Below are 24,698 nucleotides of genomic sequence, written 5' to 3' on the forward strand. Positions count from 1 at the left end.
ATGCCACTGCTCTCAGTTGAAGAACTCAGCGTCACCTTCACCGCGCGCGGCCGCAAGGACGCCACGGCCGTGGACGGCGTCTCCTTCGACGTCGACCAGGGCCAGGTCGTCGGCCTGGTGGGCGAGTCGGGGTGCGGCAAGTCCGTCACCTCGCTCGCCCTGATGGGGCTGCTGCCCCGCAAGGGCGTACGGATCGGCGGACGGGCCGAGTTCGACGGCCAGAACCTGCTGGGCATCAGCGAGCGCAAGCTCCGCGACATGCGCGGCAGCCAACTGGCGATGATCTTCCAGGACCCGCTCTCCTCGCTGAACCCGGTCGTCCCCATCGGCATCCAGGTCACCGAGATCCTCCAGCGCCACCGGGGCCTCAAGGGCGAGAAGGCCCGCAAGGAAGCGGCGTCGCTCCTGGACCGGGTCGGCATCCCGGACCCGGACCGGCGGCTCAAGGAGTACCCGCACCAGCTCTCCGGCGGTATGCGCCAGCGTGCGCTGATCGCCATGGCGGTGGCCTGCGCGCCCCGCCTGCTGATCGCCGACGAGCCGACCACGGCGCTGGACGTCACCATCCAGGCACAGATCCTGGAGCTGCTCAAGGAGCTGGTCGACCAGGAGGGCACCGCCCTGCTGATGATCACCCACGACCTCGGTGTGGTGGCCGGCCTCTGCGACGAGGTCAACGTCCTCTACGCCGGCCGGGCGGTGGAATCGGCGGGCCGCCGCGAGCTGTTCGCCCACCCCACCCACCCGTACGCGCACGGGCTGCTCGGCTCCATCCCGCGCCTGGACGCCCCGCGCGGCGAGCCGCTCAACCCGATCCGCGGCTCCATCAACGACAAGATCGCCTGGGCCGACGGCTGCGCCTTCGCACCCCGCTGCGACCACTACACGATGGAGTGCCTCACCGGCACCCCCGAACTGACCGAACCACGCGCCGCCGGACACCAGGTGCGCTGCGTCAACCCGGTCCTGCCCAAGGCGGAGGTCCCGGCATGAGCCTGCTCGAACTGGACGGCGTCAAAGTCCACTTCCCGGTCAAGAAGGGCCTCTTCTTCGACCGTACGGTGGGCCATGTCTACGCCGTCGACGGCGTCTCGCTCAGCGTGGAGGCAGGCCAGACGTACGGCCTGGTCGGCGAGTCGGGCTGCGGCAAGACGACGCTCGGCCGCGCGGTCCTGCGGCTGAACGACATCACCGACGGGGCGGTCGTCTTCGACGGCACCGACCTGGCCCAGCTGCCCTCGGAGGAGATGCGGACCTTCCGCCGCCGTCTCCAGATGGTCTTCCAGGACCCGCTGGGCAGCCTCAACCCCCGGCAGAACATCGAGTCGATCCTCGCCGAGGGCATGGGCGCCCACAACATCGGCAAGGACCAGGCCGAGCGCCGGGAGAAGATCAAGGAGATCCTCGCCAAGGTCGGCCTGCCGGCCAACGCGATGTCCCGCTACCCCCACGAGTTCTCCGGCGGCCAGCGCCAGCGCATCGGCATCGCCCGCGCGCTGGTCCTGGAGCCGGACGTGATCATCTGCGACGAGCCGGTCTCCGCGCTGGACGTCTCGGTCCAGGCACAGGTCATCAACCTGCTGGAGGAGCTCCAGGAGTCCCTCGGCCTGACCTACCTGGTCATCGCCCACGACCTCGCGGTCGTCCGGCACATCTCGGACGTCATCGGGGTGATGTATCTGGGCGGCCTGGTCGAGGAGGCGCCGAGCGACGCGCTGTACGCGGGGCCCCGGCACCCGTACACCAAGGCGCTGATGTCGGCCGTCCCGGTGCCGGACCCCGAGGTCGAGGACCGCCGCGAGCGCATCCTGCTCCACGGCGACCTGCCCTCCCCGGCCAACCCGCCGGCCGGCTGCCGCTTCCACACCCGCTGCCCCTGGGTGCAGGAGACCAAGTGCGCCACCGAGCGCCCGCCGCTGCTGGACACCGGCGACGGGCACAAGGTGGCCTGCCACTTCACGGCCGAGATCGAGGCCGGGACGGTGAAGCAGACCCTGGCGACGGGGATCGAGGCGGTGGTCGCCACCGAGACGGTCGCGGCCGAGGCGGTGGAGGTCTCGGAGGGGGATGCGCCGGAGGGGCCCACGAAGGTGCCCGGCCAGGCCGACGCACCCGTCGCCGTGCCCGCGAAGGACGGAGCCGCCGAGTAGGACCGGCACAATTGCCCGGTGCTCACCGAACTGTTCACGCCCTCCGTCCAGCACGCACTCGACCTCGTCGGGATCTTCGTCTTCGCGATCTCGGGTGCCCTGCTCGCCGTACGCAAGAACTTCGATGTCTTCGGCATCGCGGTCCTCGCCGAGGTGACAGCGCTGGGCGGAGGGCTGTTCCGTGACGTGATGATCGGCGCGATCCCGCCCGCCGCCTTCACCGACCTCGGCTACTTCACCACCCCGCTCTTCGCCGCCGTACTGGTCTTCTTCCTCCATCCGCACGTGGAGCGCATCCAGGTCGGCGTCAACGTCTTCGACGCGGCGGGGCTCGGTCTGTTCTGCGTGACGGGCACGGTGAAGGCGTACGAGTACGGCCTCGGGCTCACGGCCTCCGCGGCGCTCGGGCTGGCCACCGCGGTCGGCGGCGGTGTGCTGCGGGACGTGCTGGCCAACGAGGTGCCCTCGCTGCTGCGCTGGGACCGCGACCTGTACGCGGTGCCCGCGATCGTCGGCGCGACCATGGTCGTCCTGTGCATCCGCTTCGACACCCTCAACGCCTTCACCAGCGGGATGGCGGTCATCGCCGCGTTCACCCTGCGGCTGCTGGCGCTCCGCTTCCACTGGCGGGCGCCGCGCGCGTACAACCGTTCATCGGCGCGGGCGGAGGAGGCCTAGACCGTCTCGCGGTGTGATCGACGCCCCGAAAAGTTACCGCTCAGTAATGCGGTCCATGTACCGTGCATGCCATGGCACAGGCAGCGACTGAGGCGGCGGCGCAGACCGTCCGCGCAACCATCGGCGACAGCGAGTTCGACCGCGACACCGCGGTCACCCCGCGCGAGGAAGGCGTCTACGACGCCGAGCTCTCCGCGGGCTGGACCATCATCCACGCCGTCAACGGCGGCTACCTGCTGGCCCTCCTCGGCCGCGCGCTGGGCGACGCCCTGCCGCACTCCGACCCGTTCTCGGTCTCCGCGCACTACCTCACCGCCTCCGTCCCCGGTCCCGCGGTGATCCGGACCCAGACCGTCCGCGCAGGCCGCACCCTCTCCACCGGCCAGGCCTCCCTCTTCCAGTACGCCGAGGACGGCAGCGAGATCGAGCGCATCCGGGTCCTCGCCACCTACGGCGACCTGGACGCCCTGCCCGACGACGTACGCACCACCGCCCGGCCGCCCGCCATGCCCGGCCGTGAGCACTGCCTCGGCCCGAGCGACGGCGCGCCCAGGATCCCCGGCAGCTCCGCCATCACCGACCGCCTCGACATCAAGCTGGACCCCGCGACCGTCGGCTGGGCCGTCGGTGCCCCGTCCGGCAAGGGCGAGATGCGCGGCTGGTTCGGCCTCGCGGACGGCCGCGACCCCGACGCGCTCTCCCTGCTGCTCACCGTGGACGCCCTGCCGCCGACCTCGTTCGAGCTGGGTCTCACCGGCTGGACGCCCACCGTGGAGCTCACCACCCACATCCGCTGCCGCCCCGCGCCGGGCCCGCTGCGCGTCTCGATCACCACCCGCAACCTCGCGGGCGGCTTCCTGGAGGAGGACGCCGAGGTCTGGGACAGCGCCGACCGCCTCGTCGCCCAGTCCCGCCAGCTGGCGAAGGCCCCGCGCGCCGAGTAGCGCGCACGCCGTCTCCCGCGCCCGCCCGGGCTCAGTCCCGGGCGGGCGCCCCGTGGGGCTCCCTGCCCCGGGCGGGCGCCTCGTCCAGCCAGTGGGCGCGGCCGACGGAGACCAGCCGCAGCCGCCGCCGGGCCTGCCGGACCACCGCCCGCTCGTTCTCCGGGCCCGCGTCCAGCAGCGCCGAGGCGGTCATCACCATGTGGTCCACGTAGAACCCGCCCAGCATCAGCAGGTCCTCCTCGCTCCATCCGGCCGACCCCGGCTCCTGGCCGAGCGCGTACGCCACCTCCTCCGCGAACCGGGACAGCTGCGCCGCGATGGCCTCGCGCACCGCGCCCACCCCGCCGTGCTGCTCCCGGGCGATGAACCGGAAGTGGGCGGGCTGCGCGCCGACGTGCCGCGCTATCACCTCCACGCTGCGGTCCACCCGCTCCTCGCTGTCGCCCGTCTCCGTGAGCACCGCGGCGATCAGCCCGTGCAGGCTGCCCAGCGTCTCCTCCACCAGGGCCACCCCGAGCGCGGCGGTGTCCTCGAAGTGCCGGTAGAAGGCGGTGGGGGTGACCCCGACGGCCCGGGTCACCTCACGCAGCCCCAGGCTGCTCAGGCTCTGGTGCTCCAGCAGCAGGAGCGCGGCGTCCAGCAGGGCCTGGCGGGTCTTCAGCTTCTGGGTCTGGCGGACTCCGACGGTGTGACTCATGCCATTCAGTAAACAACCGTTCTCCGAGTCAAGGAAGGGGCCGGGGGTTTAGGCTGGCAAGTCAGTGAACACTCGTACTCTGAACGGCTTTCGTCCTTGTCGTCGCACAGAGAGGTTCCGCCGTGCTCGTCCTCGTCGCCGCACTGCTGCTGCTGGGAATCGCCCTCGGGGCGGTCGCCCAGCTCCCGCTCCCGGTCTCCCTCGCCGCCGCGACCGTGATCGGCTGCTGGCTGCTGGTCTTCGCCGCACGTGAGCGCCGCGCGCGCCGCACCCGCTGACCCGCACCCACCCCTCCACCCCCGCACCCGCCGAGCCTGCCGCACCCGGACCGATCCGAAGGAGCTCGCACCATGACCCTCACCCTCATCGACCGAACCCGCCGTACGGACGACGCCACCGACCGGGGCGTGGCCCCCGAGGCGGCCCCTGAGCCGGCCACTGGGCCGGCCACCGCCCAGGCTCCCGGAGCGGCTCCCCGCCGGGCCGCCGGCCGGGAGGCGGACGGCCTCGCCGTCGCCTCCTTCGTCCTCGGCCTCGTCGGCCTGCTGGCGTTCAACCTGCTCCTCGGCCCCACCGCGATCGTGATGGCGCTGCTCTCCCTGGCCCGCCGTACCCGCCGCCCCGGCCGCGCCTGCCTCGGCCTCGCACTCGGTATCGCCGACCTCGTCGTGCTGGCGGTCCTGGTCACCGTCAACGGCACGGTCGCCTGGAACTTCGGCGTCTGACACGGGCGCCTCCGAGCCGCTCACCCCGTTCCGGATCGGGCTCCGGGCGGGTCCGCGCACGCCCGCGCGGACGTGCGCGGCCACCGCACCGTGACGCGCCCGCCATGCGCCCCGCCCCGGCCTCGTAGAATCGGCCCCACCATGGCCTACCTCGACCACGCCGCGACCACGCCGATGCTTCCCGAAGCGATCGAGGCGATGACCGCCCAGCTCTCCGTCACCGGCAACGCGTCCTCCCTGCACGCGGCCGGGCGCAGGGCCCGCCGCACCGTCGAGGAGTCCAGAGAAACCCTCGCCGACGCCCTCGGCGCCCGCCCCAGCGAGGTGGTGTTCACCTCCGGTGGCACGGAGGCCGACAACCTCGCCGTCAAGGGCCTCTACTGGTCCCGCCGCGACGCCGACCCCCGCCGCACCCGCGTTCTCACCGGCCCCGTGGAACACCACGCCGTCCTGGACGCCGTCGACTGGCTCGCCGAGCACGAGGGCGCGACCGTCGACCACCTCCCGGTTGACCGCTACGGCCGGGTCCACCCCGAGGACCTTCGCGAGGCGATCCTCCGCAACCCCGACGATGTCGCGATGATCACCGTGATGTGGGCCAACAACGAGATCGGCACGATCATGCCGGTACGGGAACTGGCTTCGTCCGCCGCCGAGTTCGGGATCCCGATGCACGCCGACGCGGTGCAGGCCTTCGGTCAGCTGGAGGTCGGCTTCGCCGACTCCGGGCTGGCCGCGATGACGGTCAGCGGCCACAAGATCGGCGGCCCGTTCGGCATCGGCGCGCTGCTGCTGGGCCGCGACCACACCCCCGTACCCGTGCTGCACGGCGGCGGCCAGGAGCGGCACGTGCGCTCCGGCACCCTGGACGTGCCCGCCGTCGCCTCCTTCGCGGTCGCGGGACGGCTGGCCGCCGAGCGGCGCGAGCACTTCGCCCGGCGCGTCGGCGGGCTGCGCGACGACCTCGTCGCCGCCGTACGCCACGCCGTCCCGGACGCCGTCCTCGGCGGCGACCCGGACCCGGCCGGACGGCTCCCGGCCAACGCCCACTTCAGCTTCCCCGGCTGCGAGGGCGACTCCCTCCTCCTCCTGCTGGACGCCCAGGGCATCGAGTGCTCCACCGGCTCCGCCTGCACCGCCGGGATCGCCCAGCCCAGCCACGTACTCCTGGCCACCGGCACCGATCCGGACCTGGCCCGGGGCACGCTGCGCTTCTCGCTCGGCCACACCTCCACCGAGGACGACGTGAAGGCGCTGGCCCAGGCGATCGGCCCGGCGGTGGAGCGGGCACGGACGGCCGGGCTGAGCTGAGGGCCGGCTACTCCGCCTTCGCCGGCACGGAGGCGGAGGGCGTGGGCGGTGCCGTCGCCGCCCGCCGTACCAGCTTCAGATAGCGGTCCCAGTCCCAGTGCGGCCCCGGGTCGGTGTGGTCGGTGCCGGGCACCTCCACATGCCCGATGATGTGCTCCCGGTCGATGGGTATGTCGTACCGCCCGCAGATCGACGCCGTGAGCCGCGCCGACGACTCGTACATCGCTCGGGTGAGGTCCTTGGGCCGGTCCACGAACCCCTCGTGCTCGATGCCGACGGCGCGTTCGTTGTACGAGCGGTTGCCCGCCTGGTACGCCACGTCCAGCTCGCGGATCATCTGCACCACCCGCCCGTCCTGGCCCACGATGTAGTGCGTCGCGGCCCGGTGGGCGGGATCCTGGAAGACCCGTACCGCGCTGTCGAAGCTGCCCTGGGTGACATGGATGATCACGCGGTCGATCCGGAAGTCGTCCGGGCGGTCCGCCCGCCGCCAGTTCGCCTCGGAGGCCGCGACCCAGGTGGCGGCCGCGTAGTCCAGCTCACCGGCCTTGCGGGGCTTCTCCACGCCGGGCACCCGCCACCACGCCCGCCGCACCTCGTCGCGCGCGAGCACGGCGGCGGTGCCGGCCGCCACCACCGCACCACCGCCGACCAGCAGCGCACGCCGGCTGACGCCGCCCGTGGCCTGCTTCCGCGACGACCCGCCCGAGGGCTTCTTCGACGCCCGGGTACTCCCGTTGTTCCCCATGTGACCGTCAACGCATATCCGCGAGCGTTCGGTTCCCGGCGACCCGTACCCTGGAGGGGCTATGACTCAGACCTCCCAGCCCCCCCTGCGTGTCCTCGCCGCGATGTCGGGCGGCGTGGACTCCGCCGTCGCCGCGGCCCGTGCCGCCGAGGCGGGCCACGACGTGACCGGTGTCCACCTCGCCCTGTCCGCCAACCCCCAGTCCTTCCGGACCGGGGCGCGCGGCTGCTGCACCATCGAGGACTCCCGGGATGCCCGCCGCGCGGCCGACGTCATCGGTATCCCGTTCTACGTCTGGGACCTCGCGGAACGTTTCCGCGAGGACGTCGTGGACGACTTCGTCGCGGAGTACGAGGCCGGGCGCACGCCCAACCCCTGCCTGCGCTGCAACGAGAAGATCAAGTTCGCCGCGCTGCTGGACAAGGCACTCGCCCTCGGCTTCGACGCCGTCTGCACCGGCCACTACGCCACGGTGGTGCTCGCCGAGGACGGCAGCCGCGAGCTGCACCGCGCCTCCGACATGGCCAAGGACCAGAGCTATGTGCTCGGCGTCCTGGACGAGAAGCAGCTCGCCCACGCCATGTTCCCGCTCGGCGACACCCTCACCACGAAGGACGAGATCCGCGCCGAGGCCGAGCGCCGGGGCCTGGCCGTCGCCAAGAAGCCCGACAGCCACGACATCTGCTTCATCGCCGACGGCGACACCCAGGGCTTCCTGGCGAACCGGCTCGGTGGCCCGGCCGAGGGCGACATCCTCGACGAGTCCGGTACGAAGCTGGGCACCCACGACGGCGCGTTCGGCTTCACCATCGGCCAGCGCAAAGGCCTGAAGATCGGCCACCCCGCCCCCGACGGCAAGCCGCGCTACGTGCTGGACATCTCCCCGGTGAACAACACGGTCACCGTCGGCCCGGTCGAGGCCCTCGACGTCACGTCCCTGACCGCGATCAAGCCCCGCTGGTGCGGAACGCCCCCGTCCGGCCCGGGGACGTACACCGCGCAGCTCCGCGCCCACGGCGGCGAGACCGAGGTGACGGCCGAGCTGGTGGACGGCGAGCTGAACGTCACCTTCACCGAGCCGGTCCGGGGCGTGGCCCCCGGCCAGGCGGTCGTCCTGTACGACGGCACACGCGTGGTCGGCTCGGCCACCATCGCGACGACGGTGCGGCGCGAGCGGGTCACCTCGGGGGCCTGACGCCCCGGCTCACGACGCCTGGCGTACGTACGCGTCCCGGGCGAAGAAGTCCGCCAGCACCGGGGCCAGCACCTGGGGCGCCACCTCGCGCATCTGGCCCGTCAGCGTGCGGTGCCGGGCACGCGGCAGGGCCTCGGCGAGGGTCCGGGTGGACGCCCGGGCCCGGGCCGAGCTGAAGCCGCCGCAGACCACCAGCGTGCGGGCGGTAACGGCGGCGAACCGCTCCGCCGGGACCGCCCCGTCGCCCAGCACCGCGTCGTCGTACACCAGGGTGTGCGCCAGTGCCTCCAGGCCCGGCCACAGGGGCGCGCGCCGCATCCGGGCCACGGTCGCCGGGTCGACGCCCGTCGCCGTGAGGAACAGCTCCACCGCCCCGGCCCGGTCCCCGGCCGCCAGCAGCCGGTGCAGCCGCTCCGTGCAGCGGGCCTTGAAGCGGAGGCCGGAGGCGCCGGGGGTGTAGGGCGGTTCGTAGACGGCGAGCAGCTCGACGGGGAGCCCGGCGGCGGCCGCCTCCAGGGCCAGCGCCCCGCCGGAGGACATCCCGAAGACCGAGGCGCCGGGTCCCACCGCCCGTACGACAGCGCTCAGGTCCTCGATCTCCCGGCGCACCTCACCGCCCCCGGCGTCCCCGCTGGCGCCGCGCCCCCGGCGGTCGTAGGTGACCACGGTGAAGCGCGGCGCCAGCAGGGCGGCCAGGGGCGCGTCGGTCGCCGCGGTGCCCAGTGCCCCGCCGACGAGCACCAGCGGTGGCCCCTCACCCCGGCGGCGGCAGGCGATCGGCGTGGAGTCCGCGGAGAGAATCCTGTCCATGGGAGGGGAGACCGGGGCAGCTCCGAGAACTCATCGCTCCGGCGGAAAAAAACCTCGCGAGGAGCGGGCCGCCGGTCAGTCGGCCACCGGCTCCGTCTCGTAGAAGCAGAAGTGGTCCTGGATCGCGGCGACTTCGGGCTTCGGCTCCGGGTAGGCCCAGACGAGGTCGGCGGCGCCGGGCAGCGACCAGTAGGAGGCGTCCCCCTTGAACGGGCAGTGGGTGGTGGTGTCCGACGGGGTGAGCAGCTCGGTGCGCACGTCCTCCGGCGGCAGGTAGTAGCGGTCCGGACAGCCCGTCTCGCGCAGGATGAGGGGGCGGCGGCTCTCGGCCAGCACCTGGCCCTCGTGCACCGCCCTGACGTGCACGGTGCCCGGCTCGACGGTGATGTGGTGTCCTCGGGTGGAAGTCATGCCTCTTTCAGCGGCGTACGGGGCGGGAATCTTCCCCACCCGCCGGACCGTGACCGGAACGGGGGACTGTTCGACTCCCACCGGGGGTGTCCGAGCCCCATGGGGGAGTGTCCGAGCCGGGTCGTACGGTGGCTCCATGAACATCTGCGTCTTCCTCTCCGCCGCCGACCTCGACGACCGCTACACCGTGCCCGCCCGCGAATTCGCCGAGCTGCTCGGCCGAGGCGGGCACACCCTGGTCTGGGGCGGGTCGGACAGGGGGCTGATGAAGGTCGTCGCGGACGGGGTGCAGGCGGCGGGCGGCCGGCTGGTCGGGGTCTCGGTGGAGTTCCTGGCCGCGAGTGCCCGGACGAACGCGGACGAGATGGTGATCGCCCGCGACCTCGCCGAGCGCAAGGCCCTCCTGCTGGAGAAGTCGGACGCGATCGTGATCATGGTGGGCGGGACCGGGACGCTGGATGAGGCCACCGAGATCCTGGAGCTGAAGAAGCACGGCAGGCACACCAAGCCGGTCGTCCTGCTCAACACGGCGGGCTTCTACGACGGGCTGCGCGAGCAGTTCCAGCGGATGGAGGACGAGGGGTTCCTCCCGCTGCCCCTGACCGAGCTGGTCTTCTTCGCCGAGGACGGCGTGGGCGCGCTGGCATATCTGGAGGAGTCCGCCGGTCTCCAGTAGGGGGCCGGATCTAGGATCGCCCCATGCCTACCCACCTCATCACCGGCGCCGGCTCCGGCATCGGGGCCGCTGTCGCCCGCCGCCTCCTGGAGCGCGGCGACGACCTCGTGCTGCTCGCCCGTGACGCCGGCCGTGCCAAGGAGTTCGCCGACCGCTACCCGGGCGCGCGGACCCTCGTCGGCGACCTCTCCAACCCCGACCGGCTCTCGTGGGCGTTCGGGCAGCAGACCGTGCCCGAGCGGATCGACACGCTGCTCCACGTCGCGGGCGTCGTCGAACTCGGCACGGTCGGCGAACTCACCCCCAAGGCCTGGCACTTCCAGCTCAACGCCAACCTCATCGCCCCCGCCGAGATCACCCGCCTCCTCATCCCGCAGCTCCGCGCCGCCCAGGGCCACGTCCTCTTCGTGAACTCCGGCGCCGGGCTCGCCGCCCACGCCGGGTGGAGCGCGTACGCCGCGAGCAAGCACGGCCTCAAGGCGCTCGCCGACTCGCTGCGCCACGAGGAGCACGGCAACGGGGTGCGGGTCACCAGCGTCTACCCCGGGCGCACCGCCAGCCCCATGCAGGCCAAGGTGCACCAGCAGGAGGGCAAGGAGTACGAAGCGGAGCGCTGGATCGACCCCGAGTCGGTGGCCACCACGATCCTGATGGCGATCGACCTGCCGCGCGACGCCGAGGTGAACGACCTCACCGTGCGCCCGGGCCGCTGACGCACACCCCCCTCCCGGGCTGAAGCTCACCGTGCGCCCGGGCCGCTGACGCACACCCCCTCCCGGGCTGAAGCTCACCGTGCGCCCGGGGCGCTGAAGCCCGGTCGCGTGGGTGCCCCACCCGGGACCGTAGGCTTCCGGGGTGAGCGAGAAGAGCAAGTTGAGCGGGTGCCCGGCGACCGGGATCGGGTCGATGCCCGGGGGAGACGCGAGGGAGGCGGCGAAGACCGTCACCGGCTCCTTCGCCGACGGCCAGGGCATGCCGTACCTGGCGGAGCTGCCGGCGCGCGGGCCGGGCGCGGACATGATCGGCCGGACCATCGGCATGCTCGTCGAGATGTACGGGCACGTGGAGCCGAGCGGCTGGCGGATCAGCGACCGGCCCGGCCGCGACACCCGCCGCGCCCGCTCCTGGCTGGGGGAGGACCTGGACGCCCTGGAGGAGTTCACCCAGGGGTACGAGGGCCTGCTCAAGGTCCAGGCCGTCGGCCCCTGGACGCTCGCCGCCGGCCTGGAACTGCGGGGCGGCGAGGCCATGCTGGGCGACCCCGGCGCCTGCCGCGACCTGGCCGGGTCGCTGGCCGAGGGGCTCCGCGCCCACCTCGCCGAGGTGCGCCGCCGGATGCCCGGGGCCGAGGTGGTCCTCCAACTGGACGAGCCCTCCCTGACCGCCGTCCTGCTGGGCCGGGTCCGCTCCGCCAGCGGCTACCGCACCTACCGCGCCATCGACCGCCAGGTCGTCGAGTCGGCCCTGCGCGACGTCCTCGCCGCCGCGGGCGAGGACGGCACGACGATCGTCCACTCCTGCGCCCCCGAAGTGCCTTTCGCGCTGCTGCGGCGGGCCGGGGCGGACGGAATCTCGTTCGACTTCTCGCTGCTCACGGAGCGTGAGGAGGAGACGATCGGGGAAGCCGTCGAAGGCGGCACCCAGCTCTTCCTGGGCGTCGTGCCCTCCACCGACGCGGCAACGGCCTCATTGTCGGACCCGGGCGGTAGCGTCATGGGGGTCAGGACGCTGTGGAGCAGGCTGGGGCTGAATCCGGGGACTCTCACCGAGTCCGTCGCGATCACCCCGTCGTGCGGTCTCGCGGGTGCTTCGCCCGCGTACGCCCGCACCGCGCTCGCCCACAGCGCCCGGGCGGCGAGGTCGCTCGCGGACAACCCTGAGTGACGGGGACGACGGGTACACAGGAGGACGGGACGATGGCGGGCGAAGAGCGGGTGGAGCAGGAGAGTTCGGTCCCGGCGGACGCGCGGGAGGAGCACGCGCTGCTGGCCGAGCGGATCGAGGAGCACCGCTTCCGGTATTACGTGAAGGACCAGCCGGTCGTCAGCGACGCCGAGTTCGACCGGCTGCTGCGCTCCCTGGAAGCCCTGGAGGACGAGCACCCCTCGCTCCGGACCCCCGATTCGCCGACCCAGAAGGTCGCGGGGCCCTACGTCACGGAGTTCACCTCCGTCGAGCACCGCGAGCGGATGCTCTCCCTGGACAACGCCTTCGACGACGAGGAGCTGGCCGCCTGGGCCGAGCGCGTCGCCAGGGACGTCGGCAAGCCCGACCACCACTTCCTGTGCGAGCTCAAGGTGGACGGGCTCGCCGTCAACCTCACCTACGAGCACGGCCGGCTGACCCGGGCGGCGACCCGGGGGGACGGCCGCACCGGCGAGGACATCACGCCCAACGTCCGCACCATCGCCGAGATCCCGCACCGGCTGAAGGGCGAGGACATCCCCGCCCTGGTCGAGATCCGGGGCGAGGTCTTCTTCCCGATGGAGGCCTTCGAGGAGCTGAACGCCCGGCTGGTCGCCGCCGAGGACAAGCCGTTCGCCAACCCGCGCAACGCGGCGGCCGGTTCGCTGCGCCAGAAGGACCCGAAGGTCACCGCCACCCGCCCGCTGCACATGGTGGTGCACGGCATCGGCGCCCACGAGGGCCTCGCCCTCGACCGCCTCTCCCAGGCCTACGACCTCCTCCACTCCTGGGGCCTGCCCACGGCGAAGCACAACAAGGTCGTCGGGTCCCTCGCAGGCGTACGGGAGTTCATCGCGTACTTCGGCGAGCACCGGCACTCCGTGGAGCACGAGATCGACGGGGTCGTCGTCAAACTCGACGAGATCCCGCTCCAGGGGCGCCTGGGCTCCACCTCGCGCGCCCCCCGCTGGGCCATCGCCTGGAAGTACGCCCCCGAAGAGGTCAACACCAAGCTGGTCAACATCCGCGTCGGCGTCGGCCGCACCGGCCGCGTCACGCCGTACGCCCAGGTGGAGCCGGTCGAAGTGGCCGGTTCCGAGGTCGAGTTCGCCACCCTCCACAACCAGGAGGTGGTCAAGGCCAAGGGTGTCCTCATCGGCGACACCGTGGTCATCCGCAAGGCGGGCGACGTCATCCCGGAGATCCTCGGCCCGGTCGTCGACCTGCGCGACGGCACCGAGAAGGCGTTCGAGATGCCGACGCACTGCCCCGAGTGCGGTTCGGAGCTGCGCGCGATGAAGGAGGCCGACATCGACCTCCGCTGCCCCAACGCCCGCACCTGTCCCGCCCAGTTGCGCGAGCGGGTCTTCTATCTCGCCGGGCGCAAGAGCCTGGACATCGACCACTTCGGCTATGTGGCCGCCGCTGCCCTGACCCGGCCCCTGGAGCCCGCCGAGCCGGTCCTGCGCGACGAGAGCGGCCTGTTCGACCTCACCATCGACCAGCTGCTGCCGATCCGGGCGTACGTCCTCGACCAGGACAGCGGACTGCCCAAGCGTGACCCGAAGACCGGTGAGGAGAAGATCGCGACGGTCTTCGCCAACAAGGAGGGCGAGCCCAGGAAGAACGCCGTGGCCATGCTGGAGGGCATCGCCGCCGCCAAGGAGGCCCCGCTGGCCCGGATCCTGACGGGGCTCTCCATCCGGCACGTCGGGCCGGTCGCCGCCCAGGAGCTGGCCCGCCAGTTCCGCTCCATCGACCGGATCGACGAGGCCACCGAGCAGGAGCTGGCCGACGCGGACGGCGTCGGCCCCATCATCGCCGCCTCCGTCAAGCAGTGGTTCGCCGAGGACTGGCACCGCGAGATCCTGCGCAAGTGGCGTGAGGCAGGGGTCCGGATGGCCGACGAGGGCTCGGACGAGGAGCAGGGCCCCCGCCCCCTCGAAGGGCTCACCGTCGTGGTCACCGGCACGCTCACCGCCTACACGCGGGACGGCGCGAAGGAGGCGCTCCAGGGCCTCGGGGCCAAGGTCACCGGATCGGTGTCGAAGAAGACCGCGTTCGTGGTCGTCGGCGACAACCCCGGCTCCAAGTACGACAAGGCGATGCAGCTGAAGGTCCCCGTGCTGGACGAGGCCGGGTTCGCCACCCTCCTCGAACAGGGCCCCGACGCCGCCCGGGAGGCCGCCCTGCCGGTGCCGGAGGCCGCTCCGGAGCCGGCGGAATCCGGGCCGGACGCCGCCGCGGAGTAGGCCGCCCGTCCCGTTCCGCAGGCCGCGCCGCATGCGGCTCACGGATCGGACGGACACCACCCGCGCCCCGCGCGCCACACCCGGACACCCCGTGTTCGCCTGATCGAGACGACTTCGATACGCGGCCCCGGCGTGGCGCGCCCCCGGTGGGGAAGAAAGGGGACAGAGGGGCGAAGAAGGGTCGGCCGGACCCCGAACGGCCCACCGGCATCACCCGTTCGGCGCATAGCAGATGGTGACGGGCCGTCGGTTCGCCTTCGGCAAGAGCTGTAGAGCGCTGCCCCTGGAAGCTCTTCGCGGCCTACTGTTGAGGGGTAGCGCCTGCCGTGCACCGGCCGCCCGTCCGGGGCCGTGCGAGCAAGGGAGCGGGGGCCACCGAGGGACTTCGGCACCGCCGGCTGTGAGAGGGACGGAATGAAACCGACCGAGAGCGCCGCCCCGGTGTCGCGGCTGCAAGGTTTCGTCGGCCTCACCTCCCCCGTGGGCGCCGCCGTCATAGCGATCGCGGCGTTACTGCTGGCGGCGGGCTTCTACCGGACGGTCCAGGACGGCCAGGCCCTCTTCCCGGACGGTGCCGTGGGCTGGTCGCTCGCCGTGCTCACCGGGATCATCGTCGGCCACCTGGTCGCGCTCGGCCGCGACCGCTGGTGGGGCGGCACCGGCTCCGGGGCCGCCCTGACCCTCGCCGTGCTGCTGCTCTACGGCTGGCTGCCCGCCGGACTGGTCAGCCTGGTCGTCGTGGTGCTCGTCGGGAGCGCTCGCAGACACCGCTGGTGGCAGGGGCTCCTGCACGGCGCGGTGGACATCCTCGGCATCGCGGCGGCGGCGCTCGTGCTGGCCGCGTTCGGTGTGGTCCCGACCGTGGAGCGGCCCTGGCTGCCCCTCGACTGGTCCATCGCCGCCGTACCGGAACTGCTCCTGACGGCGTCCACGTACCTCCTCGTCACCCGGGTCCTCCTGTGGTACGCGGGGGCCCCGCAGAACGGCGGGCTGCCGACCATCGCCCGCACCGCCCTGCTGCGTCAGGGACTCGTCGCCGTCGCCCTGCTCGGCCTCGCCCCGCTGATCTGCGTCGTCGCGATGTCCATGCCCGTCGTGCTGCCGCTCTTCGCGGTCCCGCTGATCGCCCTGGACTCCACGCTCTGGATCGCCCGCGCCCGCGCCGAGGAGCAGCTGCGGGACCCGCTGACCGGGCTGCCCAACCGCCAGTGGCTGCTGGAGCGGACCTGGTCGGCGCTGGAGGACGCCGAGAGCGTGGGCACCAGGTCGGGCCTCGTCCTGATCGACCTGGACCGCTTCCGCGCCGTCAACGACACCCTCGGCCACCTCGCCGGGGACCGGCTGCTCCTCCAGATAGCGGAACGCCTGCGCCTGGCCCTGCCGCCCGGCGCGGAGGCGGCCCGGCTCGGCGGCGACGAGTTCGCCGTACTGCTGCCGCAGGCCGACTCGACCACCAGCGCCCAACGGGTCGCCCGCCACCTGGTCGCCGAGCTCTCCTCGCCCCTCGACCTGGACGGTCTGGTCCTCGTGCTGGAGGCCAGCGCCGGGGTCGCCGTCTACCCGGACCACGCGCTGGACGCCGAAGGGCTGCTGCGCCGCGCGGACGTCGCGATGTACCAGGCCAAGCGCGACCGTACGGGCGTGGAGGTCTACGAGTCGAAGCGGGACAGCAACACCCCCGACCGGCTCGGGCTGCTGGGCGATCTGCGCCGGGCGCTGGACGCGGGCGACGTCGAGTTGCACTACCAGCCCAAGGTCCGCTTCGACGGGCAGGTCGCCGGTCTGGAGGCGCTGGTGCGCTGGGTGCACCCGGAGCGGGGGAGGGTCCCTCCGGACGAGTTCATCGCCATCGCGGAGTCCTCGGGGCTGATGCCGCACCTCACGGAGTACGTCCTGGAGACGGCGCTCGCGCAGGTCGCCCGGTGGCGGGCGCAGGGCCTGTTCGTGCCGGTCGCGGTCAACGTCTCGCCGCGCGATGTGCACACCCCCGGCTTCGCGGGCGGGGTCGCCGCCCGGCTCGCCCGGCACGGCGTCCCGGCCGCGGCGCTCCAGCTGGAGATCACCGAGCACGTCCTGCTGGAGGACCCGCAGCGGGCCGCCGACACCCTGGCCGGGCTGACCGCGCACGGCGTGAAGATGTCCCTGGACGACTTCGGTACGGGGTACTCCTCCCTCGTACATCTGCGCAGGCTGCCGGTGAGCGAGCTGAAGATCGACCGCTCCTTCGTGGCCCGGCTCGCCGTCGACCACGAGGACGCGGAGATCGTCCGCTGCACGATCGACCTGGCCCACTCGCTGGGTCTCGTGGTCGTCGCCGAGGGGGTCGAGGACGACGAGACCTGGGAGCGGCTGCGCGATCTGCGGTGCGACGCGGTGCAGGGCTGGCTGGTGGCGGCCGCGATGCCGCCCCAGGAGACGACGGCCTGGCTCCGGGCGCGTGGCGAGCACGGCTGGCGCCGCCCCGCCGAGCTGGCGGCCCAGGCGGCCGCGGCGGCGAACGGCAAGTCGGACGCCGAGCAGCGCCAGCCCCAGGGGCGTACGGTCTCGGGCCCGGCGACGGCCTGAGCCACCCGCGTACCCCCGCCCCGCGTCCCCGGGCCCGTACCGAAACCGTCCGAAAGGGGTGGGCCGGTCGGGGTGGGGTACCCGCCCCGACCGGACCCCATAGGATTGGGGGCCGGTGGCACATTTCCACCTGCCGTCCGACGCCTGGCACGCACGCTCGCCGCGTTGCCGAAACGCCCACGTGGCTCCGCCACGAGGGCGCTCCGGCGCCTTGCGATCGCACGCACCAGACGCCGCGCGGCCCGTCCTCCGGACGGACGGTGGAAATGGCCACCGACCCCCAGCCAAAACCACACACCAACCCCTGAGGATCGCTGCATGCCTGGCATCACGCGCGAGGAGGTCGCCCACCTCGCCCGGCTGGCGCGTCTGGAGCTGAAGGGCGAAGAGCTCGACCACTTCGCCGGTCAACTCGACGACATCATCGGCGCGGTCGCCCGCGTCTCCGAGGTCGCCGACCAAGACGTACCGCCGACCTCCCACCCGCTGCCGCTGACCAACGTCATGCGCGCGGACGAGGTCCGTCCGTCGCTCACCCCCGCGCAGGCGCTCTCCGGCGCCCCGGCCCAGGAGCAGCAGCGTTTCAAGGTGCCGCAGATCCTGGGGGAGGACTAACCGCCATGACGGACATCAGCACCATCATCAAGCTCACCGCGGCCGAGATCGCCGCGAAGATCGCCTCCGGCGAGCTCACGGCCGTCGAGGTCACCGAGGCCCACCTGGCCCGGATCGACGCCGTCGACGAGAAGGTCCACGCCTTCCTGCACATCGACCGCGAGGGCGCGCTCGCCCAGGCCCGTGCCGTGGACGCCAAGCGCGAGGCGGGCGAGAAGCTCGGCCCGCTGGCCGGCGTCCCGCTCGCGCTGAAGGACATCTTCACCACCAAGGACATGCCGACCACCGTCGGTTCCAAGATCCTTGAGGGCTGGGTCCCGCCGTACGACGCCACGCTCACGCAGAGGCTGCGCGCCGCCGACGTCGTCATCCTCGGCAAGACCAACATGGACGAGTTCGCCATGGGGTCCTCCACCGAGAACAGCGCCTACGGCCCCACCGGCAACCCGTGGGACCTCACCCGCATCCCCGGCGGCTCCGGCGGCGGCTCCTCCGCCGCCCTCGCCTCCTACGAGGCCCCGCTCGCCATCGGCACGGACACCGGCGGCTCCATCCGCCAGCCCGCGGCCGTCACCGGCACGGTCGGCGTCAAGCCCACCTACGGCGGTGTCTCCCGCTACGGCATGGTCGCCTTCTCGTCCTCCCTCGACCAGGGCGGGCCCTGCGCCCGTACGGTCCTGGACGCGGCGCTGCTCCACGAGGCGATCGCCGGGCACGACCCGCTGGACTCGACCTCCATCGACGCCCCGGTCCCGCCGGTCGTCGAGGCCGCCCGCAACGGCTCCGTCCAGGGCATGCGCGTCGGCGTCGTCAAGCAGTTCCGCGGCGAGGGCTACCAGGCGGGCGTCCTCCAGCGCTTCGACGAGTCGGTCGGCCTGCTGAAGTCGCTCGGCGCGGACATCGTCGAGTTGGACTGCCCGTCCTTCGACCTGGCGCTCTCCGCGTACTACCTGATCGCGCCCTCCGAGTGCTCCTCGAACCTCGCCCGCTTCGACGCCATGCGCTACGGCCTGCGGGTCGGCGACGACGGCACGAAGTCGGCCGAGGAGGTCACCGCCCTCACCCGCGAGGCCGGCTTCGGCGACGAGGTCAAGCGCCGCATCATCCTGGGGACGTACGCGCTCAGCTCCGGCTACTACGACGCGTACTACGGCTCGGCCCAGAAGGTCCGCACCCTCATCACCCAGGACTTCGAGAAGGCCTTCGAGCAGGTCGACGTGATCGTCTCCCCGACGACCCCGACCACGGCCTTCCCGATCGGAGAGCGCGCCGACGACCCGATGGCGATGTACCTCGCGGACCTGTGCACCATTCCCACCAACCTGGCAGGCAACTCGGCCATGTCGCTCCCCTGCGGCCTGGCGCCGGAGGACGGGCTGCCGGTCGGACTGCAGATCATCGCCCCCGCCATGAAGGACGACCGGCTCTACAAGGTCGGAGCGGCCGTAGAGGCCGCCTTCGTGGAAAAGTGGGGGCACCCGCTGCTTGAGGAGGCTCCGTCGCTGTGAGTGCCATGGCAAAGAAGGCCAGTAACTTCAAGAAGTCCAAGACCGGGCTGTACGTCTCGCTCGGCAGTACCGCGTTCGGCGCGATCAGCATCGCCAAGCAGGCGAAGCTCGCCCGCCAGGACAACGACGTGCTGCGCCTCATCGACGCGGCGGTCTCCGCGGCCGCCATCGTCACCGGACTCGCGATCCTCTATCGCGAACTGAAGCGTCTCGGCGACGACGACGTCCTGCTGGGCTGAGAGGGAAAGTTTCACCGTGACTGTCACCGACCTGGTGTCGTACGAGGACGCGCTCGCGTCCTACGACCCCGTCATGGGCCTCGAAGTCCATGTCGAACTCGGCACCAAGACCAAGATGTTCTGCGGCTGCTCCACGGAGCTGAAGCAGGACGCCAACTCCCAGACCTGCCCGGTCTGTCTCGGACTGCCCGGCGCGCTGCCGGTCGTCAACGAGATCGGCGTGGAGTCGGCCATCAAGATCGGCCTCGCGCTCAACTGCGAGATCGCCGAGTGGTGCCGCTTCGCCCGGAAGAACTACTTCTATCCGGACATGCCGAAGAACTTCCAGACCTCCCAGTACGACGAGCCGATCGCCTTCGACGGCTATCTGGACGTCCAGCTGGAGGACGGCGAGATCTTCCGGGTGCAGATCGAACGCGCCCACATGGAGGAGGACACCGGCAAGTCGACGCATGTCGGCGGTGCCACGGGCCGTATCCACGGCGCGTCCCACTCGCTGCTGGACTACAACCGGGCCGGTATCCCGCTCATCGAGATCGTCACCAAGCCGATCGAGGGCGCGGGCGCCCGCGCCCCCGAGGTCGCCAAGGCGTACGTCGCCGAGCTCCGCGAGCTGATCAAGGCCCTCGGCGTCTCCGAGGCGCGCATGGAGATGGGCCAGATGCGCTGCGACGTCAACCTGTCGCTGCGCCCCAACGGCACCGAGACGTTCGGTACGCGCTCCGAGACGAAGAACGTGAACTCGCTGCGTTCCGTCGAGAGGGCCGCGCGCTTCGAGATCCAGCGGCACGCCGCCGTGCTCTCCTCGGGCGGCACGATCGTGCAGGAGACCCGGCACTTCCACGAGGAGGACGGCTCCACCACGGCCGGCCGCATCAAGGACAACGCCGAGGACTACCGCTACTTCCCCGAGCCGGACCTGGTGCCCGTGGCACCCGCCCGCGACTGGGTCGAGGAGCTCCGCAAGGGCCTCCCCGAGCTGCCCCGGCTGAGGCGCGCCCGGCTCAAGGAGGAGTGGGGGGTCAACGAGCACGACATGCAGTCCATCCTCAACGCGGGCGCGGTCGAGCTGATCGTCGCCACGATCGAGGCGGGCGCTCCGGCGGACCAGGCCCGCAAGTGGTGGATGGGCGAGCTGGCCCGCAACGCCAACGAGACCGGCCGCGGTCTGGACGAGCTGCCGATCACCCCGGCGCAGGTCGCCCGGGTGGCCGCGCTCGTCGCGGCGGGCGACCTCAACGACAAGCTGGCCCGCCAGGTCATCGAGGGCGTCCTCGCGGGCGAGGGCGACCCGGACGCGGTCGTCGAGAAGCGCGGCCTGAAGGTCGTCTCGGACGAGGGCGCGCTCTCCACGGCCGTGGACGAGGCCATCGCGGGCAACGCGGCCATCGCGGACAAGATCCGTGGTGGCAAGGTCGCGGCGGCCGGCGCGCTCGTCGGCGCGGTCATGAAGGCCACCCGGGGCCAGGCGGACGCTGCGCGCGTGCGCGAGCTGATCCTTCAGAAGCTGGGAGGCGAGGGCTGACGCCCTGACCGTCCCCGAAGGGGCGGTGCACCCGTACGTACTCACCTACGCGCGGGCGCACCGCCCCTTCATCCGTGAATCCTCGCCCTGAGAGACCGCCCTGAACACCGTCACCGCCGAGCTCGTCTCCTTCGCCCTCCTCCTGGGCGTCCTCGCCTTCGCCGTGCTGCGCCCCCGGGGCCTGCCGGAGGCGACCGCGGCCGTGCCCGCCGCCGTCCTGGTGGTGGCGCTCGGCGCGGTGTCCTGGCCCGAGGCCCGGGAACAGGTCGGCGAGCTGCTCCCCGTCGTCGGGTTCCTCGCCGCGATCCTCGTGCTGGCCCAGCTCTGCGCGGACGAGGGGCTGTTCCGGGCTGCCGGGGATCTGGTGGCGCGCGCCTGCCGGGGGCAGACCCGGCCGCTGCTCGGCGGGGTCTTCGTCGTCGCCTCGCTCATCACCGCCGTCCTCAGCCTGGACGCCACCGTGGTCCTGCTCACCCCGGTCGTCCTCGCCACCGCCGCCCGGGTCGGTGCGCGGCCGCGCCCGTACGTCTACGCCTGCGCGCACCTCGCCAACTCCGCCTCGCTCCTGCTCCCCGTCTCCAACCTCACCAACCTCCTGGCGTTCACCGCGAGCGGTCTCTCCTTCACCCGGTTCGCCGCGCTGATGGCGCTGCCGTGGCTCGCCGCGATCGCCGTGGAGTACGCGGTGTTCCGCCGCGCGTTCAAGGCCGACCTGGCCGCCGGGGCGCACGCGCCGGATCCCGACGCCGAGCGCACCCCGGTGCCCGTCTTCACGCTCGTCGTGCTGGCGCTGACGCTGGCCGGGTTCGTCGTCACCTCGTTCGCCGGGTTCGAGCCGCTGTGGGCGGCGCTCGCGGGAGCGGCCGTGCTCGCCGTACGGGCCCTCCTCAAGCGGGAGACCACGCCCGTCGGGCTCGTCCGCTCGGCCAACCCGCTGTTCTGCCTCTTCGTCCTCGCGCTGGGCGTCGTCGTCAAGGCGGTCGTCGACAACGGCCTCGGCGACGGGATCGCCGCCCTCCTGCCCGAGGGCGACACGCTTCCCGCCCTGCTCGGCGTGGCCGTGGTCGCGGCGCTGCTGGCCAACCTGATCAACAACCTGCCCGCGATCCTGGCCCTGCTCCCGATCGTCGCGTCGGCCGGCCCCGGACTGCTGCTCGCCGCCCTGATCGGTGTGAACATCGGCCCCAACCTCACGTACGTCGGTTCCCTCGCCACCCTCCTCTGGCGTCGCATCCTGCACGCCCACGGCGACGCCCCGGAGCTCGGCCACTTCACCCGGCTGGGACTGGCGACCGTACCGGTGACGCTGCTCGCCTCGACCCTCGCGCTCTGGGGGTCGCTGCACCTCATCGGGGTGTAGGCGACCACCCGGAAAGCCGGTTGGACTTCTCGTACGGCCTCTTGGACGTTCACCACCGGGCCGTACGCAGTCCTTCCCGCCGCCACCTGACCTGACTAGCTTCCCGGCTGTAACCATCGAATACGGGAGGCTCTTTTGACCACGGACATGTCACGGCGGCGGCTCTTCGCCCTCGGCGGGGGCGCGCTCGGCGCCGCTGCGGCCGGATCGTTCCTGCCGCCGTCGCTCCAGGCAGCCATCGCCGCGCAGCCCGCCCACGCGGGGTCCGGGGGCGGAGGGCTCGGAGCCATCAAGCACGTGGTGATCCTCATGCAGGAGAACCGCTCCTTCGACCACTACTTCGGCTCCCTGCGCGGCGTACGCGGCTTCGGCGACCGCAACGCCATCGACCTGCCCACCGGCGGGACCGTCTTCGAGCAGCCCGGCCCCTCCGGCACCACCGTGCTGCCGTTCCCCGTGCGCGGCGCGGCCGAGGAGCAGAAGAAGGACCTCCAGTACATCGGCGCCCTCGACCACTCCTGGAACGGCGGCGCCAAGGCCTGGGGCGGCGGCTGGATGAACGGCTGGATCAGCGCCAAGACCGCCGCGACGATGGCGTACTACGACCGCCGTGACATCCCGCTCCACTACGAGCTGGCCGACACCTTCACCGTCTGCGACGCCTACCACTCCTCCATCCACACCTCCACCAGCCCCAACCGCAACCACCTGTGGAGCGGCAGGACCGGCTTCGAGCCGAACGGGAAGCGGGCCGTCGGCAACGACGCGTACAGCGAGGGCAGCCACCCCGGCTACGACTGGTCCACCTACGCCGAGCGGCTGGAGAAGGCGGGCCGCAGCTGGCGGACGTACACGGAGTGGGAGAACTTCACCGACAACCAGATCGAGTTCTACGCCACCTTCAAGGCCATCGCCCGCAAGGCGTTGGCCAGGACCGGCGGCCCCACGTACATGGAAGCCTTCTACGCCAAGGTCCGCGGCGCCTCCGAGGCCGAGCGCACCCGGCTCCTCGGGCTGCTGGAGGAAGGCGTCGCGACCCTCACGAAGCAGGAGCGGAGCCTCTTCGAGCGTGGGCTGCGCCGGGTCCCGACGGGGACGCTGGCCGACGAGTTCGCCAAGGACGTGGCGGCCGGGACACTGCCGGAGGTCTCCTACCTGGTGCCCTCGGCGATCGACTCCGAGCACCCGAGCGTCTCCTCGCCGGTGCACAGCGCCACCATCGTCTACAAGATCCTCGACGCGCTCGGCAAGCATCCGGACGTCTGGCGCCACACCGCCGTACTGATCAACTACGACGAGAACGACGGCTTCTTCGACCACGTCCCGCCGCCCGTCGCACCCCCCGAGGTGACCGGCGAGCAGTGGGAGGGCCGCCCGACCGGCCTCGGCATCCGGGTGCCGCTGCTCGTCGTCTCGCCGTGGACCGTCGGCGGGTACGTCTGCTCCGAGGTCTTCGACCACACCTCCGTCATCCGCTTCCTGGAGCGGTGGACCGGCGTGAAGGAGCCCAACATCAGCGACTGGCGGCGCCGCGTCACCGGCGACCTCACCTCCGCCTTCGACTTCACCCGGGCCCGCAGGCAGCCCGCCGTCCAGGTGCCCGGGGCGATCCCGCCGCTCACCGGCCGCTGGCAGCCGAGGCCCCCTTCGGTCCAGCACCTCCCCGAGCAGGAGCCCGGCGCACGCCCGGCACGCCCGCTCCCGTACCAGCCGGACGCCCAGGTCAGGCGGGCAGCCGGTGGCGCGCTGCGGGTGGAGCTGGCGAACAGCGGCCGGTCCTCGGCGCACTTCACGCTCTATCCGTACGCCGGTGAGTTCGCGGCTCCGCAACACCAGGACGTACGCGGTTCGGGGCACTGGACCGTGCCGCCGGCGGGGGAGACGTACCGCTTCACGGTCACCGGGCCGAACGGCTTCCGGCGCGAGTTCGCCGGGCCGGCCCGGGGCGGTGCCGAGGTCGCCACCCGGATCGACACCCGCGACCGCGATCTCCACCTCACCCTGCGCAACACCGGCCGCCGCCCGCTGACCTTCCTGGTCCGGCCGCTCGGCTACGTCGACGAGGACGACCTGCGGGACTGGACCCGCCGCGTCACGGTCAAGCCGGGCCGCAGCCGTACGGTCGTGCACTCGGCGGCGGACGCCCACGGCTGGTACGACCTCGCCGTCACGGCGGAGGGGGAGGACGGCTTCCGGCGGCGGCTCATGGGGCACATCGAGAACGGCCGGGCGAGCGTCTCCGGCTGAGGCGTTCACGGCAGGTCACCGGGGTGGTCCGTCCTGTGCAGGGAGGAGATCAACCCCTGTGACCATGGCCACGAAACGGGCAAAGGATCAGTTTCTGCTGAGAGAGTGGCGGTCTCAGGTCATGTGACGTTTACGGG

Annotated in this window: 23 protein-coding genes; 19 read left to right on the forward strand and 4 right to left on the reverse strand. The window is 72.3% G+C overall.

Going from position 1 to position 24,698, the window contains the following annotated elements:
* The 4 genes from D6270_RS24475 to D6270_RS24490 all read left to right on the forward strand — a co-directional run bounded on the left by D6270_RS24475 (position 1) and on the right by D6270_RS24490 (position 3,772).
* Positions 1-993, forward strand: a complete 993-nt coding sequence (locus D6270_RS24475; RefSeq protein ID WP_093692535.1) for an ABC transporter ATP-binding protein — start codon at positions 1-3, stop codon at positions 991-993.
* Positions 990-2,150: an ABC transporter ATP-binding protein gene (locus D6270_RS24480; RefSeq protein ID WP_109163485.1), complete on the forward strand. Its 1,161-nt coding sequence runs from the start codon at positions 990-992 to the stop codon at positions 2,148-2,150. The genes D6270_RS24475 and D6270_RS24480 overlap by 4 nt, the downstream gene beginning before the upstream one ends.
* Positions 2,151-2,168: 18 nt before the next feature.
* A complete protein-coding gene (locus D6270_RS24485; RefSeq protein ID WP_109163484.1) occupies positions 2,169-2,828 on the forward strand; it encodes a trimeric intracellular cation channel family protein in 660 nt (219 codons plus the stop codon).
* Between the two features lie 71 nt (positions 2,829-2,899).
* Positions 2,900-3,772, forward strand: coding sequence for a thioesterase family protein (locus D6270_RS24490; RefSeq protein ID WP_202418019.1), 873 nt, complete (start codon positions 2,900-2,902; stop codon positions 3,770-3,772).
* A gap of 31 nt (positions 3,773-3,803) precedes the next feature.
* Here the strand turns inward: D6270_RS24490 and D6270_RS24495 are convergent, their stop codons facing one another.
* Positions 3,804-4,469, reverse strand: coding sequence for a TetR family transcriptional regulator (locus D6270_RS24495; RefSeq protein WP_109163482.1), 666 nt, complete (start codon positions 4,467-4,469; stop codon positions 3,804-3,806).
* A 122-nt stretch (positions 4,470-4,591) separates the two neighbouring features.
* Between D6270_RS24495 and D6270_RS33350 the strand changes: the two genes are divergently transcribed.
* The 3 genes from D6270_RS33350 (at position 4,592) to D6270_RS24505 (ending at position 6,505) form a co-directional block, all read left to right on the forward strand.
* Positions 4,592-4,747, forward strand: coding sequence for a hypothetical protein (locus D6270_RS33350; RefSeq protein WP_202418307.1), 156 nt, complete (start codon positions 4,592-4,594; stop codon positions 4,745-4,747).
* 72 nt (positions 4,748-4,819) lie between these two features.
* Positions 4,820-5,194, forward strand: coding sequence for a hypothetical protein (locus tag D6270_RS24500; protein ID WP_109163481.1), 375 nt, complete (start codon positions 4,820-4,822; stop codon positions 5,192-5,194).
* Positions 5,195-5,335: 141 nt separating this feature from the next.
* Positions 5,336-6,505 (forward strand): cysteine desulfurase family protein, encoded by a 1,170-nt coding sequence (locus D6270_RS24505; protein WP_109163480.1) that lies wholly within the window; start codon positions 5,336-5,338, stop codon positions 6,503-6,505.
* A gap of 7 nt (positions 6,506-6,512) precedes the next feature.
* On the opposite strand, the gene D6270_RS24510 is transcribed toward D6270_RS24505, so the two are convergent.
* The gene (locus D6270_RS24510) at positions 6,513-7,253 is read right to left on the reverse strand and encodes an N-acetylmuramoyl-L-alanine amidase (protein ID WP_109163479.1); all 741 of its coding nucleotides are present in this window, start codon (positions 7,251-7,253) and stop codon (positions 6,513-6,515) included.
* A 61-nt stretch (positions 7,254-7,314) separates the two neighbouring features.
* Between D6270_RS24510 and mnmA the strand changes: the two genes are divergently transcribed.
* Complete coding sequence (gene mnmA / locus D6270_RS24515) at positions 7,315-8,448, forward strand: tRNA 2-thiouridine(34) synthase MnmA (RefSeq protein WP_109163478.1); 1,134 nt, start codon at positions 7,315-7,317, stop codon at positions 8,446-8,448.
* A gap of 9 nt (positions 8,449-8,457) precedes the next feature.
* On the opposite strand, the gene D6270_RS24520 is transcribed toward mnmA, so the two are convergent.
* Together D6270_RS24520 and D6270_RS24525 are read right to left on the reverse strand one after the other, a co-directional pair.
* A complete protein-coding gene (locus D6270_RS24520; protein ID WP_109163477.1) occupies positions 8,458-9,258 on the reverse strand; it encodes an alpha/beta fold hydrolase in 801 nt (266 codons plus the stop codon).
* A gap of 75 nt (positions 9,259-9,333) precedes the next feature.
* Positions 9,334-9,669, reverse strand: a complete 336-nt coding sequence (locus D6270_RS24525) for a DUF427 domain-containing protein (protein ID WP_109163476.1) — start codon at positions 9,667-9,669, stop codon at positions 9,334-9,336.
* A 136-nt stretch (positions 9,670-9,805) separates the two neighbouring features.
* On the opposite strand from D6270_RS24525, the gene D6270_RS24530 reads away from it, so the two are divergent.
* From D6270_RS24530 to D6270_RS24580, 11 genes are all read left to right on the forward strand, one after another.
* Complete coding sequence (locus tag D6270_RS24530) at positions 9,806-10,345, forward strand: LOG family protein (protein ID WP_109163475.1); 540 nt, start codon at positions 9,806-9,808, stop codon at positions 10,343-10,345.
* 23 nt (positions 10,346-10,368) lie between these two features.
* Positions 10,369-11,058, forward strand: coding sequence for an SDR family oxidoreductase (locus tag D6270_RS24535; RefSeq protein WP_109163474.1), 690 nt, complete (start codon positions 10,369-10,371; stop codon positions 11,056-11,058).
* Between the two features lie 142 nt (positions 11,059-11,200).
* The gene (locus D6270_RS24540; protein ID WP_109163473.1) at positions 11,201-12,229 is read left to right on the forward strand and encodes a methionine synthase; all 1,029 of its coding nucleotides are present in this window, start codon (positions 11,201-11,203) and stop codon (positions 12,227-12,229) included.
* A gap of 32 nt (positions 12,230-12,261) precedes the next feature.
* Complete coding sequence (ligA, locus tag D6270_RS24545; RefSeq protein ID WP_109163472.1) at positions 12,262-14,502, forward strand: NAD-dependent DNA ligase LigA; 2,241 nt, start codon at positions 12,262-12,264, stop codon at positions 14,500-14,502.
* A 414-nt stretch (positions 14,503-14,916) separates the two neighbouring features.
* Positions 14,917-17,067, forward strand: coding sequence for a putative bifunctional diguanylate cyclase/phosphodiesterase (locus D6270_RS24550; protein ID WP_109163471.1), 2,151 nt, complete (start codon positions 14,917-14,919; stop codon positions 17,065-17,067).
* A 318-nt stretch (positions 17,068-17,385) separates the two neighbouring features.
* Complete coding sequence (gatC, locus tag D6270_RS24555; RefSeq protein WP_003966094.1) at positions 17,386-17,682, forward strand: Asp-tRNA(Asn)/Glu-tRNA(Gln) amidotransferase subunit GatC; 297 nt, start codon at positions 17,386-17,388, stop codon at positions 17,680-17,682.
* A 5-nt stretch (positions 17,683-17,687) separates the two neighbouring features.
* Positions 17,688-19,190, forward strand: a complete 1,503-nt coding sequence (gene gatA / locus D6270_RS24560; RefSeq protein WP_109163470.1) for an Asp-tRNA(Asn)/Glu-tRNA(Gln) amidotransferase subunit GatA — start codon at positions 17,688-17,690, stop codon at positions 19,188-19,190.
* Between the two features lie 5 nt (positions 19,191-19,195).
* Positions 19,196-19,429, forward strand: coding sequence for a hypothetical protein (locus tag D6270_RS24565; protein ID WP_176727541.1), 234 nt, complete (start codon positions 19,196-19,198; stop codon positions 19,427-19,429).
* 16 nt (positions 19,430-19,445) lie between these two features.
* Entirely contained in the window at positions 19,446-20,954 is a 1,509-nt protein-coding gene (gatB, locus tag D6270_RS24570; protein WP_109163469.1) for an Asp-tRNA(Asn)/Glu-tRNA(Gln) amidotransferase subunit GatB, read from the forward strand.
* A gap of 100 nt (positions 20,955-21,054) precedes the next feature.
* Positions 21,055-22,314, forward strand: a complete 1,260-nt coding sequence (locus D6270_RS24575; protein ID WP_109163468.1) for an SLC13 family permease — start codon at positions 21,055-21,057, stop codon at positions 22,312-22,314.
* A 135-nt stretch (positions 22,315-22,449) separates the two neighbouring features.
* Positions 22,450-24,561 carry a phosphocholine-specific phospholipase C gene (locus D6270_RS24580; protein ID WP_109163467.1) on the forward strand — a complete coding sequence of 704 codons (2,112 nt, stop codon included), beginning with the start codon at positions 22,450-22,452 and terminating at the stop codon, positions 24,559-24,561.
* Positions 24,562-24,698: the final 137 nt, after the last annotated feature.

The sequence above is a fragment of the Streptomyces griseus subsp. griseus genome, from assembly GCF_003610995.1.
Classification (GTDB): Bacteria; Actinomycetota; Actinomycetes; order Streptomycetales; family Streptomycetaceae; genus Streptomyces.

Coding starts and splice junctions, on each gene's coding strand:
- D6270_RS24490 (WP_202418019.1), top strand. CDS start 2,900: ATGGCACAGGCAGCGACTGAGGCGGCGGCGCAGACCGTCCGCGCAACC.
- gatC (WP_003966094.1), top strand. CDS start 17,386: ATGCCTGGCATCACGCGCGAGGAGGTCGCCCACCTCGCCCGGCTGGCG.
- D6270_RS24565 (WP_176727541.1), top strand. CDS start 19,196: ATGGCAAAGAAGGCCAGTAACTTCAAGAAGTCCAAGACCGGGCTGTAC.
- D6270_RS24535 (WP_109163474.1), top strand. CDS start 10,369: ATGCCTACCCACCTCATCACCGGCGCCGGCTCCGGCATCGGGGCCGCT.
- gatA (WP_109163470.1), top strand. CDS start 17,688: ATGACGGACATCAGCACCATCATCAAGCTCACCGCGGCCGAGATCGCC.
- D6270_RS24525 (WP_109163476.1), bottom strand. CDS start 9,669: ATGACTTCCACCCGAGGACACCACATCACCGTCGAGCCGGGCACCGTG.
- D6270_RS24520 (WP_109163477.1), bottom strand. CDS start 9,258: ATGGACAGGATTCTCTCCGCGGACTCCACGCCGATCGCCTGCCGCCGC.
- D6270_RS24500 (WP_109163481.1), top strand. CDS start 4,820: ATGACCCTCACCCTCATCGACCGAACCCGCCGTACGGACGACGCCACC.
- D6270_RS24550 (WP_109163471.1), top strand. CDS start 14,917: ATGAAACCGACCGAGAGCGCCGCCCCGGTGTCGCGGCTGCAAGGTTTC.
- ligA (WP_109163472.1), top strand. CDS start 12,262: ATGGCGGGCGAAGAGCGGGTGGAGCAGGAGAGTTCGGTCCCGGCGGAC.
- mnmA (WP_109163478.1), top strand. CDS start 7,315: ATGACTCAGACCTCCCAGCCCCCCCTGCGTGTCCTCGCCGCGATGTCG.
- D6270_RS24510 (WP_109163479.1), bottom strand. CDS start 7,253: ATGGGGAACAACGGGAGTACCCGGGCGTCGAAGAAGCCCTCGGGCGGG.
- D6270_RS24475 (WP_093692535.1), top strand. CDS start 1: ATGCCACTGCTCTCAGTTGAAGAACTCAGCGTCACCTTCACCGCGCGC.
- D6270_RS24530 (WP_109163475.1), top strand. CDS start 9,806: ATGAACATCTGCGTCTTCCTCTCCGCCGCCGACCTCGACGACCGCTAC.
- D6270_RS24480 (WP_109163485.1), top strand. CDS start 990: ATGAGCCTGCTCGAACTGGACGGCGTCAAAGTCCACTTCCCGGTCAAG.
- D6270_RS24495 (WP_109163482.1), bottom strand. CDS start 4,469: ATGAGTCACACCGTCGGAGTCCGCCAGACCCAGAAGCTGAAGACCCGC.
- D6270_RS24505 (WP_109163480.1), top strand. CDS start 5,336: ATGGCCTACCTCGACCACGCCGCGACCACGCCGATGCTTCCCGAAGCG.